At 67.9% G+C, this 17,842-nt stretch carries 13 protein-coding genes; 2 read left to right on the forward strand and 11 right to left on the reverse strand.

What is annotated here, in order from left to right; all coding sequences use genetic code 11:
* From ASC93_RS20905 to ASC93_RS20915, 3 genes are all read right to left on the reverse strand, one after another.
* The coding region (locus ASC93_RS20905) for a penicillin-binding protein 1A (protein WP_229412819.1) at positions 1 to 2,395 on the reverse strand (2,395 nt) is incomplete at its 3' end.
* A 75-nt stretch (positions 2,396 to 2,470) separates the two neighbouring features.
* Complete coding sequence (locus tag ASC93_RS20910) at positions 2,471 to 5,287, reverse strand: EAL domain-containing protein (RefSeq protein ID WP_056446919.1); 2,817 nt, start codon at positions 5,285 to 5,287, stop codon at positions 2,471 to 2,473.
* Between the two features lie 52 nt (positions 5,288 to 5,339).
* Complete coding sequence (locus ASC93_RS20915; RefSeq protein WP_056446921.1) at positions 5,340 to 6,683, reverse strand: chloride channel protein; 1,344 nt, start codon at positions 6,681 to 6,683, stop codon at positions 5,340 to 5,342.
* A gap of 56 nt (positions 6,684 to 6,739) precedes the next feature.
* Between ASC93_RS20915 and ASC93_RS20920 the strand changes: the two genes are divergently transcribed.
* The gene (locus ASC93_RS20920) at positions 6,740 to 7,261 is read left to right on the forward strand and encodes a MarR family winged helix-turn-helix transcriptional regulator (protein WP_056446924.1); all 522 of its coding nucleotides are present in this window, start codon (positions 6,740 to 6,742) and stop codon (positions 7,259 to 7,261) included.
* A gap of 306 nt (positions 7,262 to 7,567) precedes the next feature.
* Here the strand turns inward: ASC93_RS20920 and ASC93_RS20925 are convergent, their stop codons facing one another.
* On the reverse strand, positions 7,568 to 8,971 hold the full coding sequence (locus ASC93_RS20925) for a metallophosphoesterase (RefSeq protein WP_056446928.1): 1,404 nt from the start codon (positions 8,969 to 8,971) through the stop codon (positions 7,568 to 7,570).
* A 315-nt stretch (positions 8,972 to 9,286) separates the two neighbouring features.
* Here ASC93_RS20925 and ASC93_RS20930 point away from each other — a divergent pair, with 315 nt between their 5' ends.
* Positions 9,287 to 10,957 carry an alpha-L-fucosidase gene (locus ASC93_RS20930; protein ID WP_082548213.1) on the forward strand — a complete coding sequence of 557 codons (1,671 nt, stop codon included), beginning with the start codon at positions 9,287 to 9,289 and terminating at the stop codon, positions 10,955 to 10,957.
* A gap of 6 nt (positions 10,958 to 10,963) precedes the next feature.
* On the opposite strand, the gene ASC93_RS20935 is transcribed toward ASC93_RS20930, so the two are convergent.
* From ASC93_RS20935 to cyoA, 7 genes are read right to left on the reverse strand one after another with little or no spacing between them, the layout of a single operon-like run.
* Positions 10,964 to 11,545, reverse strand: a complete 582-nt coding sequence (locus ASC93_RS20935) for a response regulator transcription factor (RefSeq protein ID WP_056446931.1) — start codon at positions 11,543 to 11,545, stop codon at positions 10,964 to 10,966.
* Positions 11,535 to 12,920, reverse strand: a complete 1,386-nt coding sequence (locus ASC93_RS20940) for an ATP-binding protein (RefSeq protein WP_082548214.1) — start codon at positions 12,918 to 12,920, stop codon at positions 11,535 to 11,537. Before ASC93_RS20940 ends, ASC93_RS20935 begins: the two co-directional genes overlap by 11 nt.
* On the reverse strand, positions 12,904 to 13,737 hold the full coding sequence (locus tag ASC93_RS20945; protein WP_082548215.1) for an SURF1 family protein: 834 nt from the start codon (positions 13,735 to 13,737) through the stop codon (positions 12,904 to 12,906). The genes ASC93_RS20940 and ASC93_RS20945 overlap by 17 nt, the downstream gene beginning before the upstream one ends.
* Positions 13,737 to 14,159, reverse strand: a complete 423-nt coding sequence (gene cyoD / locus ASC93_RS20950; RefSeq protein WP_056446934.1) for a cytochrome o ubiquinol oxidase subunit IV — start codon at positions 14,157 to 14,159, stop codon at positions 13,737 to 13,739. The genes ASC93_RS20945 and cyoD overlap by 1 nt, the downstream gene beginning before the upstream one ends.
* Complete coding sequence (gene cyoC, locus ASC93_RS20955; RefSeq protein ID WP_056446936.1) at positions 14,156 to 14,791, reverse strand: cytochrome o ubiquinol oxidase subunit III; 636 nt, start codon at positions 14,789 to 14,791, stop codon at positions 14,156 to 14,158. The genes cyoD and cyoC overlap by 4 nt, the downstream gene beginning before the upstream one ends.
* Complete coding sequence (gene cyoB, locus ASC93_RS20960; protein WP_056446940.1) at positions 14,784 to 16,787, reverse strand: cytochrome o ubiquinol oxidase subunit I; 2,004 nt, start codon at positions 16,785 to 16,787, stop codon at positions 14,784 to 14,786. Before cyoB ends, cyoC begins: the two co-directional genes overlap by 8 nt.
* A 2-nt stretch (positions 16,788 to 16,789) precedes the next feature.
* Positions 16,790 to 17,809 (reverse strand): ubiquinol oxidase subunit II, encoded by a 1,020-nt coding sequence (gene cyoA, locus ASC93_RS20965; RefSeq protein ID WP_056446943.1) that lies wholly within the window; start codon positions 17,807 to 17,809, stop codon positions 16,790 to 16,792.
* Positions 17,810 to 17,842 lie beyond the last annotated feature (33 nt).

Below are 17,842 nucleotides of genomic sequence, written 5' to 3' on the forward strand. Positions count from 1 at the left end.
TCGGCTGGATGCCCCCGCCTTCGGCCGGCGCCTGGTCCGGCTGCGGCGGCGCGGGCGGTTCGTTGTCCGGCGGCTGCGGCAGGTCGGCCGGCGGGCCGCCTTCCTGCTGCATGTCGCCGCCCTCTTCCATGTCTTCCTCGGGCGGCGGGGTCTCGTGGCGGATCACCGGTTCGGGCTTGTGCCCGCCCGGGAACAGTGCGTCGGCGCTGATCCTGCCGCTGGCCAGCACCGACTTGAAGAAGTCGCCCACGAGCAGGATCGCGCTGTGGCCGCCCTGCCCCCAGTAGTTCGAGCGCATCGTCACGCGGTTGTCGTTGAAGCCGACCCAGGCGCCCGCGACGAGGTTCGGGTGCATCATGATGAACCAGGCGTCCGCGTTGTTCTGCGTGGTGCCGGTCTTGCCCGCCACGTCGGCCGTGATGCCGAAGCGGTAGCGGATGCCGGTGCCCGTGCCGCGGTTGATCACGCCCCGCATCATGTCGATCAGGGTCACCGCGGACGCCTGCGACAGCACCCGTTGCGGCGTCTGCTGCCCGAAGTCGGCGATCACCTGGCCGTTGCGGTCGGTGATGCGGCGCACGAACACCGGCTTGCGGTACTCGCCCTGGGCGGCGATCGTCGAATAGGCGTTGACCATCTCGAGCAGCGTGACGGGACTCGTGCCCAGCGCGATCGACGGCACCTGCGCCAGCTTGCTGGTGCGCACGCCCATGTCCTGCGCCAGCTTGACGACGGGCGCCACGCCGATGTCGCGCACGACCTGCGCCGTGATCGTGTTCTTCGAGTACACGAGACCGTCGCGCAGGGTCAGCTCGCGCCCCGTCGTGCCGCTGTTGTCGGTCGGGCGCCAGGTGGTGCCGTCGGCGAAGCGGATCGTCGTGACGGCGTCCAGGTACGGATGGTCGGGCGCGATGCCCTTCTCGAGCGCGGCCGCGTACACGATCGGCTTGAACGTGGAGCCGGGCTGGCGCGCGGCCTGCACGACGTGGTCGTACTGCTCGCGCTCGAAATCGCGGCTGCCGACCCAGGCCTTGATCTCGCCCGTCGTCGGGTCCATCGCGAGGAAGCCGGCTTCCAGGCGCGACTTGGCCGCCTTCAGCTGGCGCATGAAGTCGCGGTCGGCCTTGAGGCGCTTGAGCGCGGCGACCGGGTTCTCGCCGCCCTCGACGGCCTTGCGGTATTCGGACGATTCGCGGATGAACGTCTCGAGCATCTCGCCGTGCGACGCCCAGTAGTATTCGAACGGATTGACGCCCGGGCGCATGTCGACGTAGGTCTGCGTCTGCGTCGCGTTGACGGGCCACGAATGGGCCCAGTCGACGTCGGCGATCGCCTGCAGCGCGCCGGCCTCGCGCTGGACCGCCTGCAGCGCCGCCTGCTGCAGGTCGTAGTCGAGCGTCGTCTGCACGACGAGGCCGTCCTGCTGGAGGTCGGCGTCGTTCTTGTCCGCCCACTCCACCAGCCAGCGCCGCACGTAGGCCGTGAAATGGTCGTCCTTGCCGGTGTGCTCGGCCAGGCGCGCGAAGTGCACGCGCAGGGGCCGTTTCACGAGCTGGCGGTACTTGGCCTCGTCGAACGCGCCGGCCTTCAGCATCTGCCCCAGCACGACGTTGCGCCGGGCCAGCGAGCGCTCCGGATTCGTCACGGGATTGTAGTAGGCGGTCCCCTTGAGCATGCCGACGAGCGTGGCCGCCTCCGTCTCGTTCAGTTGCGCGGCCGTCTTGTTGAAGTAGGTGTGCGCCGCCGCCTCGATGCCGTAGGTGTTGTACAGGAACGGCACCGTGTTCAGGTAGGCTTCGAGGATCTCGGTCTTGCTGTACGTGTTCTCGATCTTGAAGGCGGTGATGAGTTCCTTCAGCTTGCGGTTGATGTTGCGGGCGCGGCCGATCTCGTCGCGGAACATGTTGCGCGCCAGCTGCTGCGTGATCGTCGACCCGCCCTGCGCATCGCCCTTGAGGTTGGCGACGAAGGCGCCGGCGATGCGGGTGAAATCGACGCCGTGGTGGTCGTAGAAGCGGTGGTCTTCCGTCGCGATGAGGGCGGTGACGACGTTCGGCGAGATCTGCGACAGCGGCACCTTCATCTGGATGCCCTGCTCGAAGCTGGCCAGCTGGCGCCCGTCGGCCGAGACGACGACCGTGGGCCGCGCCACGCGCGCCTGCTTGACGTCCTCGATGCCGGGCGTGAGCGGAAACAGCAGCGCGATCCAGGCGGCGAACAGCGTCACGAGCAGCAGGAACATGCCGGCCGCGATGTACAGCCAGCGCACGTGCGGCGCCTTCGTCATCAGGTGGCCGTGCGCCCGCGCATAGGCTTCCCTGGCGCGGTCGCCGGCGCGGTCGATCATCCTGCGTTCGCGTCCGTCCCAGCGCTTGCCGTCGTTATGGTCATCCACTTCGTTTCCTGTCAGCTTCTTCGGTGATGGCCGCAAGTATAGCCGACGGCAGGCGGGGTTTCGGTTGGCGCACGCTCATACGGTGGCGTTATGCGGCAGCATGTGCCGTCCGGTGCGCAGCATGCGCTCGACGTCCGGCCCGGAGGCCGCCTGGGCATACACGTGGCCCTGCACCTCGTCGCAGCCGCGCCGGCGCAGGTAGTCGAGCTGGGCTTCCGTTTCGACGCCCTCGGCGATCACGCGCATGCGCAGGCCGCGCGCCAGCTGGATGATGGCGGCGACCATGGCGGCGTCGTCCTCGTCGAACGGGATGTCGCGCACGAAGCTGCGGTCGATCTTGAGCACGTCGACGGGAAAGCGGCGCAGGTACGACAGGCTCGAATAGCCCGTGCCGAAATCGTCGATCGACAGCAGCACGCCCATCTGCTTGAGTTCGCGCATCGTGCGGATCGCGCTCTCGACGTCGCCCATCACGAGGCTTTCCGTGATCTCCACTTCGAGGCAGGCCGCGGACAGCCCCGTCTCTTCCAGCACGCGCGCGATCTCGCGCACGAGGTTCGGCTCCGCGAACTGGCGCGCCGACAGGTTCACGGCGATGCGCAGCGGTCCGAGGCCGGCGTGCTGCCAGGCGCGGCTCTGGCGGCAGGCCGTGCGCAGCACCCACGCGCCGATGGGGACGATGAGGCCCGTCTCCTCGGCCAGGTTGATGAAGCGGTCGGGCCGTACCATGCCCATGCTCGGATGGCGCCAGCGGATCAGCGCCTCCAGCCCGACCACGGCGCCCGACACGAGGTCGACCTGCGGCTGGTAGTACAGCTCGAACTCGTCGTGCGTCAGCGCGCTGCGCAGCGCCCCCTCCAGCGCGAGCCGTTCGCGGGCGCGGGCGTTCATCGTCGGCATGTAGAACTGCACCATGTTGCGGCCCAGTTCCTTGGACCGGTACATCGCGACTTCCGCGTGCTGGATCAGGGTGGCGGCGTCGCTGCCGTCGGCAGGGTACGCGGCGAGGCCCGCGCTGCCCGTCAGCACGAGGTCCTGCCCGGACAGCTCGAGCGGATGTGCGAGCGCCTCCAGCACGGCGCGCACGGTGGCCGCCGCCTCCGACTCGTTCTCCCGCCCGGGCAGCACGAGGACGAATTCGTCGCCGCCCGTGCGCGCCACGGTGTCCGTGCGTTCGACGACGCTGCAGATGCGCTGCGCGGCCGTCTTGAGCAATTCGTCGCCGGCGTCGTGGCCGAGCGTGTCGTTGACGAACTTGAAGTGGTCGAGGTCGAGCGCCGCCACCCAGACGACGCCGCGCCCGGCCGCCAGGTTGATCGCATTCTCGATCCGGTCCTGCAGCATCGAGCGGTTGGCCAGGCCCGTGAGCGTGTCGAAGCGGGCGCGCGCCTCCAGCTCGGCCTCGTAGCGCTTGGCCATCGTCACGTCGTATTGCGTCATCACGAAATGGGTCGTGACGCCGTCGTCGTTGTTGACCGGCGCGATGTACACCTCGGCGAACATCTGGCGCCCGTCGCCGCAGCTCAGGCGCATCGACACGTGGGCCTCGCGCCGCTCGCGGATGGCGGCGCGCAGTTCGGCCACGGCGGCCCGGTCGGGTTCGCGCGCGCCCAGTTCGAGCAGGCCCCGTCCGACGGCCTCGGCGGCGCGATAGCCGCGGATGCGCTCGAACGCGGGATTGACGTATTCGATGGGGTAGCCGGGGCGCGTCGCGCTCACGAGGACGATGGCGTTGGCGCTGGCCTCGATGGCGCGCCGGTACAGCCGCAACGCATCGAGGGCGTCGTGCAGGTCGGCCGTGCGGCTCTCGACGAGTGCCTCGATGCGGCGCGTGCGCTTGACGCGGCTCTGCACATACGCCGACGTGGCCAGGCTCACGAGGCAGCCGAGGACGAACGCGATCAGCGGACCGGTGCTGCCGGTCATGTCGCTCAAGCGCCCCGCGATGCGCAGCTCCCAGGGCAGGCCGGCCACGTCGAACGTGTGCCGGTTCGTGAACAGCGTGTCGCCCATGAGCGCGTGCCAGGGCGGAGGCCGCGTGCGGCCCAGCGAATCGTAGACATAGGCGCGCTGCGGGCCGTCCACGCCCGGACCGTACAGCTCGATCCTGAGGCCGTTGGGCGCCAGCAGGTTCGATTTCGCGAGGTTCGAGTCGACCAGCGCGGCCACGTCGATGATGACGGCCGTGTCGCCGAGCGCGGCGGCGCTGCGCGCGGCCGCATTGACGAGGGGCGCGCCGCGCCGGTACACGGGCTGGATCAGGACGAAGCCGAGGCGGTCGCCGCGCTGCAGCAGCGGCAGCATGGCGCTGGCCGCCGGCTGGTTCGTGTCGATGGCGCGCATGAACGCGGCGGCGTGGGGCGCGAACGAAAAGGCGTCGTAGCCGAGCGCGACTTCGTTCCCGCCCAGCGGCTCCACGTAGTCCAGCACGAGGTAGCGCGGACGCCGGCCGGCGGGCACGACCGTCACCGCGTCGCCCGTCGCCCGGCGCTCGCGGATCCCGAAACCGGGGCGGAAGCGCTGGTTCGCCGCCTCGAAGGCGGCCCGGTCCGCGCTGCTCACCATGCGGTGGAACACCACGGCCTGAAGGTACTGGTGATTGGCCAGCAGCGGCCGGGCGAAGGCGCCGAACTCGTCGCGGGTCGCGATGCCGACGGAAGAAAACAGGGCGTTCGCCGCCTGCAGCACGTCGAGCGCGTCGCCGAAGCTGCGGGTCACGGACGCATTACGGATTTCCGCGCGCTGCAGGAATTCGGAGCGGGCACGCTCGCGCTCGCCATCGATCATGCCGACGGCCAGCACGACAGTAAGGCCCAGTCCCGCCAGCAGCGTGAGCACTGCGGCGGGGGTCGGGGGCCGGGCGCGGCCGAGGCGCAGGTTCCGTGTCAGCATGCCCCATCCTAGCAAATTTGGCCATGCCGGGACGCGCTGTTTCCGTGCCGCTTCAGTCTGTCGTGACGGGCGCCGCCGGCGCCGCGGTGGCGGCGGGAATCCGGCCCAGCTGCAGCTTCGCCAGCGTCGGATAGAGAGGGGGACTGATCAGCCGCGCGACGGCGAACGCGATCAGCGCGCACATCATCAGGCTCAGCACCATCGCATGGCCGTCGACCATTTCCATCACGATGATGAAGGCCGTCAGCGGCGCCTGCGTGGCGGCCGCGAGGAAGCCGACCATGCCCAGTGCGATCAGCGCCGGGACCTGCATGCCGTACAGCAGCAGCGCGACGTCGTTGCCGAACGCGGCCCCGATCGCCAGCGACGGCGCGAAGATGCCGGCCGGTACGCCGGACCACGTCGTCAGCCACGTCGCGAGGAATTTGAAGGGGGCGTACGCAAACGGCATCGCGGCGGTGCCCTCCACCATGTGGCGCGTGCTCGCATAGCCGGAGCCGAACGCGGCGCCGCCGGTCACGACCCCGATCAGGGCGATGCCGAGGCCGCACCCGGCCGCGAACAGCACCGGCCGGTGCGCGCGCCAGCGGCTGACGCGGTCCGGACTGCGGCCGGACAGCGACGCGATCATCAGCCGGGAGAACAGCCCGCCGGCCAGGCCGGACAGCACGGCGACGAGCAGGCCCGGCAGCAGCAGGTCGAGGCCGATCGCGGGCGCATGGATGACGCCGAAATAGGCGCTGTCGCCGTGCGCGGATACGCCGACGAGGCCGGCCAGCACGATGCCGACGATGATCAGGCCGCTCGAACGCTGTTCCGGCGCGCGCGCCAGTTCCTCGATGGCGAACATCACGCCGCCCAGCGGCGTATTGAAGGCGGCCGCGATGCCGGCCGCGCCGCCCGCGACGAGCAGGCCGTGGACGCCCACCGCGCTGCCGGCGGGAATCAGCCGGCGCGCCTGCAGCATGACGCCGGCCGCGATCTGCACGGACGGTCCCTCGCGCCCCAGCGACAGGCCGCCGAGCAGGCCGCCGGTCGTCAGCAGGATCTTGGCCACCGTCAGGCGCAGCGACACGAACAGGCCGCGCTCGGCGTCGCCCACCTCCGGCTCGAGGGTGGCCATCACTTGCGGGATGCCGGAGCCGGCCGCGCCGGGCGCGAAGCGGCGCGTGCACCAGACGACGAACGCCGTGCAGGCCGGCGTCCAGAGGAGCGGGCTCCACCACGCCACGTTGCGCAGCGCGGCGAAGGTCTCGTAGGCCTTGTCCGCGAGCCAGGAGAAGCCGACGACCGTCAGGCCCGCCGCGCCCGCCAGGGCAATGACGATGGCGCGCACGGTCCACAGGCGCCAGTCGCCCAGTTCGCGGCGCAGGTCCGGTGCAGGTATCAAGCTCATGGTTTCCTGGATGTCATTTTTCGGCAGCCTGCCGGGTTTTCCGCTATCATTCTTGCATGTCCTCGTCTTCCCAATCCAACGCGCCCGCCGAGCCGGCCGCGCCGCAGCCGACGCCGCCCTCCACGCCGTCGACCCGCGTCCTGCGCCAGTTCCGCGTCGTCTTCAATTCCGTCAAAACCCATTTCCGCCAGGTCGAGCGCGAGGCCGGCGTCGGCGGCGCCCAGTTGTGGGCGCTGTCCGTCATCGACCGGCGGCCGGGCATCGGCGTGACCGAGCTCGCGCGCGAACTGGACATCCACCAGTCGACTGCCAGCAACCTGATCAAGAGCCTCGTCGAACGCCGCCTCGTGGCGACGAGCCGCGAAGGCACCGATCGCCGCAGCGTGTCCCTGCGCATCCAGCCGGGCGGCGCGGAGGTGTTGCGCAGCGCCCCCCTGCCCTTTGCCGGCGTGCTGCCGGACGCGCTGTCCGCGCTGGACGCGGCCACGCTGGAACGCCTGGAACAAGACCTCACCAAATTGATCGCTTTGCTCGAAGCGGACGAAGCCAGCGGCAACGTGCTGCTGTCCCAGATGTAATTCCCGCGCGTGCCGCGCACTGCCGCGGCGCCGCTGTCCTCGAATGATACCTGCCTGGGCCGGCGCCGCTGCGCCGCGTGGACGGCGCATGCCCGTGGCGACGGCGCACCGCGCGTGGGCTGTTGTCCAGACGTTCATGGGGGTGACATCGTAAAAAATGCTCCCGGCGAACCGGGAGCACAAGAGATACAAGGTATCCTCATCGCTGATCGCGAAGGCCGCGGAAGCTGCCCCGCTCACGCCTCCATTGTCACACAAACGGTGTATTCAGGGCAATCACTTTTGTAGCAATATAGTTCCTGCGGCTCACACTTGCGGCACGGCGCACGTGGAGTGGCGCCCTTTCACCGTGCAGGTATTGCGCGCCTTGCCGTCGCGGTCGTGCACGACGACGTGCCAGGTGTCCGGGCCGGTCCGCTCCATCGTCATGAAGCCGAAGCCGTCGATCCACGAACTCATCGCCTCGATCGCCGCGCCCGGCGCCGGCGACTGGCCGGCCGGCGCGGTCCTGGGCAGCGGCACGATGTCTTCCGCCGTGCCGGCGAAGCCCGCCACGAACTGGGTCGGGTGGTCGGACGCGAAACTGGTCTGCTCCCACAGGTGCACGTGGCCGGACAACAGCACGGCGACGGACGCCGGCAGCAGGCGCGCGTCGAGCGCGCCGAAGACCTGCGTCAGGCCGGCGTCGCCGCCGAACAACGTGACGGCGCCCGTGCGCGCGTCGCGGTTGGCGCCGAACGCGTACAACGGATGGTGGTCGACGGCGATGTTGTAGGGTTGGCGCTGCGCGAGCCGGTCGACCTTGCGCCACGTGTCGGCGTAGCGCGCGATGCGCACGTCGCCCGGCTTGAAACCGTGCCAGTCCGTGTTCGCGCTGTCGAACACGATCAGCTGGCTGCCTTCGCCCAGCGGCACGGCGTACGGGTCGGTGTAGTCCGCGCGTTCGTCGGCGGCCGGGTCGTCGCAGTTCGCGGCCGGATCGTAGCGGTGCGGATCGAGGAAGCGCCACCAGCCCTGCCCGCCGCGCGCGCACGTCTCGTGGTTGCCGCGCGCGAGCACCCACGGCGCCGCTGCGAGCAAGGCCCGGCCGGGCGCGAAGAAGTCGGCATTCCACGCGTCCCAGCCATAGCCGTAAGGACTCCCGGCGCAGCCCGCACGGTTCGCCGGGCACGGGTCTTCGCGATAGTGATAGTCGCCCACGTGGACGACGAGGTCCGGCTTCCAGGCGGCCGCGCTGGCCGCCACGCGGGCGAACGGGTACGCCTCCGGGTCGTTGCAGTCCTGGTATTCGCGGCCCTTCAGGCGGCAGCCCGTGTCGCCGATTACCACGATCCGTTTGATGTCCGCCTGGGGCAGCGGCAACGCCTGTCCCGCGACGTCGACGTGCGTGCTGCCGGCGGGGATCGCAGTCTCGCACGACAACACGGGCGTCGAGACGGCTTCCGGATGAAAGCCGGCACTGTGGCCCTTTCCGCGCAGGGGGATCGCGCCGAATGGCGCCCGCACGGCCATCGCCAGCGTGCGGCCGTCGATGGTGATCGACGGACAGGCCGGCGCGGTGGTAATGGCGCGGGCGATCGGCGCCCCGTCCTCGCCCAGCACGACGAAGGCGGCGGCAGGCGGACGTTGCGCACCGAGGCCGGCGCAGCCGGCCAGCAGGACCGTCGCCGCGAGCGCGCCGGCGCGGGACCGCAAGTGCGGAGGAATCATGGGGGCTCCGGGCAAAACCGGCAATCTACCATACGGCTCGTCACGGGAGGAACCGGTTTTGGTTCCGCGCGGTAGCGTACGCCGGCTTTCGTCCCCGCATTGGTGGCGGCCACATGGTCCGGATGTCCGATCGACCACGGGCCGGACGTCGTATCATCGTTGCTTGTCCTGAATATATAACGTACACTCGCAATCACATTCCATGCACCGCGGGGACCGTACATGAAACCGGCGGAGCGCGCGGCGCCAGATGTTATCGATAACGATACAGACGTGCCCCAACACTTGAGGAGACAACATGAAAGAGGAGACAACATGAAACGACGCCAGGTCCTGGCCGGGCTGGCCGCCACCGTGCCAGCCCTTGCTGCACCCGCCCTGTTGCCGCGGCAAGCGCTGGCGGCAGGCGCCGCCGCGCCCGCGGGGCTCGAGCCGATGGCCGCCGGTCCCTTCGCGCCCAACTGGGATTCGCTGGCGACGTACGACACGCCGGAGTGGTTCAGGAACGCGAAGTTCGGCCTGTGGGCCCATTGGGGGCCGCAGTGCGAGCCCGAGTACGGCGACTGGTACGCGCGCTATATGTACGTGGAAGGCAGCAACGCCTACCGCTTCCACGTCCAGAAATACGGTCATCCGTCGAAGACCGGCTTCAAGGACGTGATCCGGCAGTGGCAGGCCGCGGAATGGAATCCGGACAGCCTGCTCGCCCTGTACCGCACGGCCGGTGCGCGCTACTTCGTCGCGCTCGCCAACCACCACGACAACTTCGACCTGTACGACAGCCGTTTCCAGCCCAACTGGAACGCGACGCGGATCGGGCCCAGGAAAGATCTCATCGGCGGCTGGGCGCGGGCCGCGCGCGCGAACGGCCTGCGCTTCGGCGTCAGCATGCACGCGAGCCATGCGTGGACCTGGTACGAGGTCGCCCAGGGCGCGGACAAGACGGGGCCGTACGCCGGCATTCCCTACGATGGGGTGCGCACGCGCGCGGATGGCAAGGGCGCCTGGTGGGAAGGACTCGACCCGCAGGAGCTGTACGCCCAGCGGCATCCCCTGAGCCGGAAATGGGATGGCACGCCGGCGCACGGCGTCGCGCAGTGGAACTGGGGCGGCGGCGCCGCGCTGCCGTCGCGGCAGTACATCGAGACCTTCCACAACCGCGTGCTGGACCTGATCGGCAAGTACGATCCCGACCTCATCTACTTCGACGACGACGACCTGCCCTTCTGGCCCGTCAGCGACGCCGGCCTGCGCATCGCCGCGCACATGTACAACCGCAGCATCGCGACGCGGGGTGGGCTCGACACCGTCATCACCGGCAAGATGCTGCAAGGACAGCAGCGCCGCTCGCTCGTCCTGGACATCGAGCGCGGCCAGAGCGCTGCCATCGACCCGCTGCCGTGGCAGACGTGCACCTGCATCGGCGGCTGGCATTACGCCCGCGGGATCTACGACCGGCACGGCTACAAGAGCGCGCAGACGGTGGTGCACATGCTGGTCGACATCGTCAGCAAGAACGGCAACCTGCTCCTCAGCGTACCGGTGCGCGGCAACGGGACGATCGACGAGCAGGAGCAGGCGATCGTCGAGGAGATCGGCCGCTGGATGGCCCGGTACGGCGAGGGCATCTACGACACGCGCCCGTGGGCCGTGTTCGGCGAAGGTCCCGGCATGGCGGCGGCGCCGCTGACCGCCCAGGGGTTCAACGAAGGCAAGGGCGCGCCGCTGACGGCCGCCGACGTCCGCTTCACGGCAAAGGGCGACACGGTCTACGCCTTCGTCATGGGCTGGCCGGCCGGACGCGAGATCACGATCGCGGCGCTGGGCACGGCGAGCGGCCACCTCGAGAAGCCCGTCGCCAGGGTCGAATTCGTCGGGGCCGGGCAGGCGCTCGCGTTCACGCAGGCCGCCGACGGCCTGCGGGTCACACTGCCGCCCGCGGCGCCCGCCCTGCCCTATGCGTTCGCGCTGAAGGTGCTGGTGTGACGCGGATTATTTGACGCGCTGCTTTTCCAGCTTGCGCGCCAGCGTGCGCCGGTGCATGCCGAGCCGGCGCGCCGCTTCCGAAATATTGAAATCGGTCTCGGCGAGCACGGCGTGGATGCGTTCCCACTCCAGCGTCTTGATCGACGTGGAGCGGTTCGTCAGTTCCAGCTCGGTGTTGCCGGCGACGTGGCCGAACGCGGCTTCGATGTCGTCCGTGTTCGACGGCTTCGCGAGGTATTGGCAGGCGCCGAGCTTGATCGCCTCGACGGCCGTGCCGATGCTGGCGAAGCCCGTCAGCACGACGATCTGCATGTCCGGGTCGTGCGCATGCAGCATCTGCACGCAGGCCAGGCCCGAGCTGTTCCCCTTGAGTTTCAGGTCGACGACGGCGTAGTTGGGCGAGTGTTCCTGCAGCAGTTCCTGCGCCTCCTCGAGGCCGGGCGCCTGCAGCACCTGGTAGCCGCGCCGTTCGAACGAGCGGCCGAGCGTGCGGGCGAACGCGTCGTCGTCCTCGATGATCAGCAGGAGGCGCTCGTCGTCGCGTTCATCGTCGCGTTCGTCGGCTGCGTTGTCGTCTTCAATGGGCATGTAGGGGCTCCTTGTCGAGCGCGATCGCGGACAGCGGCAAGGTCAGCGTGACGGCGGCGCCGCCTTCCGGCCGGTTGACGGCATGCACCGTCCCGCCCAGCGTGCGGGCCACGTTCACGACGAGGAACAGGCCCAGGCCGCCGCCGGGTCGGCCCTTGCTGGACTGGTACGGTTTGCCGAACTGCGCCAGCATCGCGGGCGCGAAGCCGGGGCCGCGATCGAGCACGGTCAATACGAGGGTGCCGTCGGCCACGCCCGCCTCCACGCCGATCCAGTCGGGCGAGGCTTCCAGCGCGTTGTCCAGCACGTTGTCGATCATCTGTTTGAGCGCGGAATCGAAGGCCACCGGCAGGTCGTGCTCGATCCGGTTGCGGTAGTCGACGTCGCGCACGGGACGGCTGTGCTGCCACTCCTCGACGAGCTTGTCGAGGAAGCCACGGATCGTCGTGCGCGCGGCGGATTCCCCGCGCGCCTCGCCGGCCGAGAGCAGGATGCCGCTGACGATGGACTTGCAGCGCTTGAGCTGCGTCTCCATTTCCGTGATCTCTTCCAGCAGGTCGGGATTGGCCTTGAACTCGCGCATGCGCTTCCAGTCGCCCAGGATCACGGACAGGGTCGCGAGCGGCGTGCCCAGTTCGTGCGCGGCGCCCGACGCGAGCAGGCCCATGCGGACGATGTGTTCTTCCTCGGCCGCGCGCTGGCGCAGGTCCGCGAGCTGGGCCGCCTTGCCCTTCAAGGTGTTCGTGATGCGCGAGATGAACACGACGAGCAGCGCCGCGTTCAGCGTGAAGCAGATCAGCATGCCCTGCACGTACAGGCTCGAGATGCCGCGCGCGTGGTCGAACGGCAGCGCGAGCGGCTTGGCGAACACGGACAGGCCCGCGAGGCACGCCAGCGTGATGGCGACGATGGTCCACGTGGACCACGCTTCCAGCAGCACGGCCGACAGGATCACCTGCAGCAGGTACAGGAAGGCGAACGGGTTCGTCGTCCCGCCCGCGAGGTACAGCTGCATCGTGAGGCTGGCCACGTCGACGAGCAGCGCGAGAAACAGCTCGCTGTTGGTGACGGGCCGGTGTTCGTGCCAGCGCAGGTGGCTGGCGACGTTGAAGGCGATCAGGCAGGCCAGCACTTCGAGCATCTGCACGAGCGGCAGGCGCACGTCGAACACGAGGATCGCGCCGGCGATGGTCGTGACCTGGCCGATGACGGCGATCCAGCGCAGCTCGATCAGCTGCAGCATGTTCTTGTGGCCGGCCACGTATTCGACGTCGGCGGCGGATTCCGTGCGCTCGCGCTGCGCGGCAGCGACGGCGGCCGCCTTGTCGGCGCCCCGTTCGAATACCCGCTTCAGCAGGTCAGTCGTGTCGTTCATCATCGTCGTCGTCGTAGCCCTGGCCACGGCCGCGCGCCACCCACCACAAGGCGCCGGCGACCATCAAGGCCAGAGCATACCAAGTGATCGCGTACACGAGGTGGCTGTTCGGAAAATTCACGACGGTGAGACCGCCGGCCGGCTGGTCGGGACTGCCGGCCGGATTCTGGTGCGCGCCCGCGTCGACGAAGAACGGCGCGACGGGCCCTGCGGCGCCGAGGCCGCGCGCGGCGGCGATCGCGGCCACGTCGCGCGTGTACCAGCGGTTTGCGCCCGGGTCGTTCGTGCGCGTGAACACACCGTTGCGCTCGCTCGTGCGCAGCAGGCCGGTGACGTCGACCGCGGGACCGGCCGCCGCGGCGCACGGGTCGCCGCTCGCGCGCTCGGGCGCATAACGCGTGCGCGCACCGAGTTCGGCGGGAATGAAGCCGCGGTTGACGAGGATGGTCGATCCGTCCGCCGTGCACATCGGCGTGAGCAGCCAGTAGCCGCTGCCCTCTTCGGTGAGGGCCTGGACGGGGGTGGTGAGATCGTAGAGATAAGTACCGTGCAGCATGACGCGGCGGTACTCGTCGGATGCGGCGGTGATGCCGGCCCAGCGCGCGCGCGGTGGCGGCGGCGCCGGGGCGGCGTGCACGCGTGCGTTCACGCGTGCGATGAGGTCCAGTTTCCATTGCAGGCGAACCACCTGCCAGGTGCCCAGACCGGCAAAGAGGACGATCAGCAGCAGCCCGACGGCCGCCAGGAGCAGGGAGACACCCCGGCGCCGGGCAGGTACTGCACTGCGCGGCGCCGCTGCGCGATCGTCTCCCGCCATTACTGCATGTCGTGCATGCCGTGTACCGAACCGCCGTCGTTGCCCATGTTGGGCATCATGTTGGCGTTCATGTGGTACATGACCCAGATCGAGCCGGACAGCACGATGAACAGCAGGATGATGGTCAACAGCATCGCCATCATGTTCCAGCCGCCTTCCGACTTCGAGTTCATGTGCAGGAAGTACACCATGTGCACGACGAACTGCACGGCGGCGAAGCCGATGATCAGGGCCTTGGTCGCGCCGGGTGCGACCTGGTGGGTCATCACCAGCCAGAACGGGATCGCCGTCAGGATCACGGACAGGATGAAGCCGATCGAGTAATCCTTCATGCTGCCGTGCGCATGCAGGTGATCGTCGTCGTGGTGGCCGTGGCCATGGTCGTCATGGCCGTGGGCGTGGGCGTGATGCAGGTCGCTCATGGCAGGACTCCCATCAGGTAGACAAAGGTGAACACGCCGATCCAGACGACGTCCAGGAAGTGCCAGAACATCGACAGGCAGGCGAGGCGGCGGTAGTTGGCGGCGGTGATGCCGTGCTTACCGAGCTGGAACATCAGCGTGACGAGCCACACGATACCGAAGGTCACGTGCAGGCCGTGCGTCCCGACCAGCGAGAAGAACGAGGTCAGGAAGCCCGAGCGCCACGGGCCGTTGCCTTCGTGGATCAGGTGCGCGAATTCCTGCAGTTCCAGGAACAGGAAGCAGGCGCCCAGGATGCCGGTGACGAGCAGCCAGACCTGGGTGCCCTTCACGTTCTTCTTCTGCGCGGCCAGCATGGCGAAGCCGTACGTGATCGACGAGACCAGCAGGAACGCCGTGTTCAGCGCCACGGTCGGCAGCTCGAAGATCTCGGCGCCGGACGGGCCGCCCGCGTAGTTGCGGCCCAGGACTGCATAGGCGGCGAACAGGCAGGCGAAGATGAGGCAGTCGCTCATCAGGTAGATCCAGAAACCGAGCAGCGTGCCGTTTTCCGGATGGTGCTCGCGCACGTAGTAGCGCGAGCTCGGGTCGGCGCTCGCGGCGCCGGCGTGGGTTGCGTTAATTTCAGACATGGGCTTCCAGCAAACGGGTGCGCTCTTCTTCGGTGCGGGTCACTTCGTCCGCCGGGATGTAGAAGTCGCGTTTGTAATCGAACGTGTGGTAGATGGCGACGGCGATCATGCCGAAGAACGTCACGCCGACCAGCAGCCACATGTGCCAGATGATGCCGAACGCCATCAGGAACGCGAAGGCCGGGATCACGGGGCCGGCCCACGTGTTCTTCGGCATGTGGATGGCGATGAAGTCGTTCAGCGGACGCTGGTAGCCGTGCTTCTTCATGTCGGCCCAGGCGTCGTTGTCATGCACGACCGGGGTGAACGCGAAGTTGTAGTCAGGCGGCGGCGACGAGGTCGACCACTCCAGGGTGCGCGCATTCCACGGGTCGCCGGTCACGTCGGCCAGCTTCTTGCGGTTCATGATCGACACGGCGATCTGCACCAGCAGGCAGGCGATGCCGGCGGCGATCATCAGGGTACCGGCCAGCGAGATGCGGAACAGCCATTGGATCGACATGTCGTCGAAGTGGCTCACGCGGCGGGTCACGCCCATGAAGCCCAGGATGTACGGCGGGGTGAACGCGACCCAGAAACCGATCGACCACAGCCAGAACGAGGCCAGGCCCCATTTACGATCGAGCTTGAAGCCGAACATCTTCGGCCACCAGAAGTTCACGCCGGCGAACAGGCCGAACAGCACGCCGCCGATGATGACGTTGTGGAAGTGGGCGATCAGGAACAGCGAGTTGTGCAGCACGAAGTCGGCCGACGGGACCGCCAGCATCACGCCGGTCATGCCGCCGATGGTGAAGGTGATCATGAACGACACGGTCCACATCATCGGCAGTTCATAGCGGATGCGGCCCTTGTACATGGTGAACAGCCAGTTGAAGATCTTGGCGCCGGTCGGGATCGAGATGATCATCGTCGTGATGCCGAAGAACGAGTTCACGCTCGCGCCCGAACCCATCGTGAAGAAGTGGTGCAGCCACACGAGGTACGACAGGACCATGATCACGACGGTCGCATAGACCATCGACGAGTAGCCGAACAGGCGCTTGTTGCAGAACGTCGCGACGACTTCCGAGTAGATGCCGAACGCCGGCAGGATCAGGATGTAGACCTCGGGGTGGCCCCAGATCCAGATCAGGTTCACGTACATCATGGCGTTGCCGCCCAGTTCGTTCGTGAAGAAGTGCGTGTCGAACAGGCGGTCCAGGCCCAGCATGGCCAGGGTGACGGTCAGGATCGGGAAGGCCATCACGATCAGGATGTTGGTGCACAGGGCGGTCCAGGTGAACACCGGCATCTTCATCAGGTCCATGCCCGGGGCGCGCATCTTGATGATGGTGACGACCAGGTTCACGCCTGACAGCAGGGTGCCGACACCGGCCACCTGCAATGACCAGATGTAGTAGTCCACGCCGACGTCCGGACTCGCCAGGATGCCGGACAGCGGCGGATACGCCAGCCAGCCGGTACGGGCGAATTCACCGACGAACAGCGACGCCATCACGAGGATCGCGCCGGCCGTCGTCATCCAGAACGAGAAGTTGTTCAGGAACGGGAAGGCCACGTCGCGCGCGCCGATCTGCAGGGGCACGACGTAGTTCATCAGGCCCGTCACGAACGGCATCGCCACGAAGAAGATCATGATCACGCCGTGGGCGGTGAAGACCTGGTCGTAGTGGTGCGGCGGCAGGAAGCCGTGCGAATCGCCGAACGAGAACGCCTGCTGGGCGCGCATCATCAGCGCGTCGGCAAAGCCGCGCAGGAACATCACGAGGCCCAGCACCATGTACATGATGCCGATCTTCTTGTGGTCGATGCTGGTGAACCACTCGGTCCAGAGGTAGCCCCACAGCTTGAGTTTGGTGAGTACGCCCAGCAGGACGATCCCGCCCAGCAGGACGCCGATGAATGTCGCGATCAGGATCGGCTCGTGGTAGGGAATCGCTTCCCAGCTGAGCCGACCGAAGATCAACTTCGCTAAGTCAAATTGCTCGTGCATGATTACTTCTTCTTCACAGGATCATTGGGCGTGGTGCAGACCGCGCCATTGGCCTGGGCCAGGCGGGTCGCTGCCGCTGTTTGTGGCATGTTACGCATAGCCATTTCGCGGGCTTTCTTGGCATCGTCGTTCATCATCTTGTCCATGCAGACGGCGCCGTCGGCGACGCAGCGGTTCAGGACGCGATAGAACAGGTCGTTGTCGACGGCCGCGTAACGGTGCACCGGCTCCTTGATGCTCGGCTTTTCGAGCGTCAGGTAGTTGACACGGTCGAGGTTGCCGCCGCCGGACTTGATCGACTGGACCCAGCCGTCGAAGTCGCCCTGGGCCACGCCGCGGTAGGAGAAGCGCATGTCCGAATAGCCGGCGCCGCTGTAGTTGGCCGAGAAGCCTTCCGACTGGACCGGATGGTTCTGGACGGCGTTCAGCGCCGTTTCCATGCCCGGCATCGCGTAGATCATGCCCGCCAGTTCCGGCACGTAGAACGCATTCATGACCGACGTCGCGCTGATCTTGAAGCGGACCGGCACGTCGACCGGCACCACCAGCTCGTTGACGGTGGCGATGCCCTGCTCCGGATAGATGAACAGCCATTTCCAGTCCATCGCCACGGCCTCGACGATCAGCGGCTTGGCCGACGCGGGAATCGGGCGGCCTTCGGCGACGCGGTCCAGCGGACGGTACGGGTCGAGCTTGTGCGTGGAGATCCAGGTCACGAGGCCCAGGACGATGATGATCAGCAGGGGCGCGCCCCAGATGACCAGTTCCAGCTTGGTCGAGTGGTCCCAGTCCGGCTCGTAGGCCGCCTCGGTATTGCTCGCGCGGTATTTGCGGGCGAACCAGACGATCAGGAACAGCACGGGAACGATAATCAGCAACATCAGGATCACGGACACCGTGATCAAGTGCGCCTCTTGCTTGGCGATGTCACCGGAAGGGTTCATCACCACCGTGTTGCAGCCGGCGAGCAGCGCGAACAGTGGGGAGAGGAACACTCCGCGACGGAGGGTCTTTGGAATCATGCTTGTGTTTTACGTTACATGGGAAAAATAACA

This window comes from Massilia sp. Root335, from assembly GCF_001425685.1.
Classification (GTDB): Bacteria; Pseudomonadota; Gammaproteobacteria; order Burkholderiales; family Burkholderiaceae_D; genus Telluria; species Telluria luteola.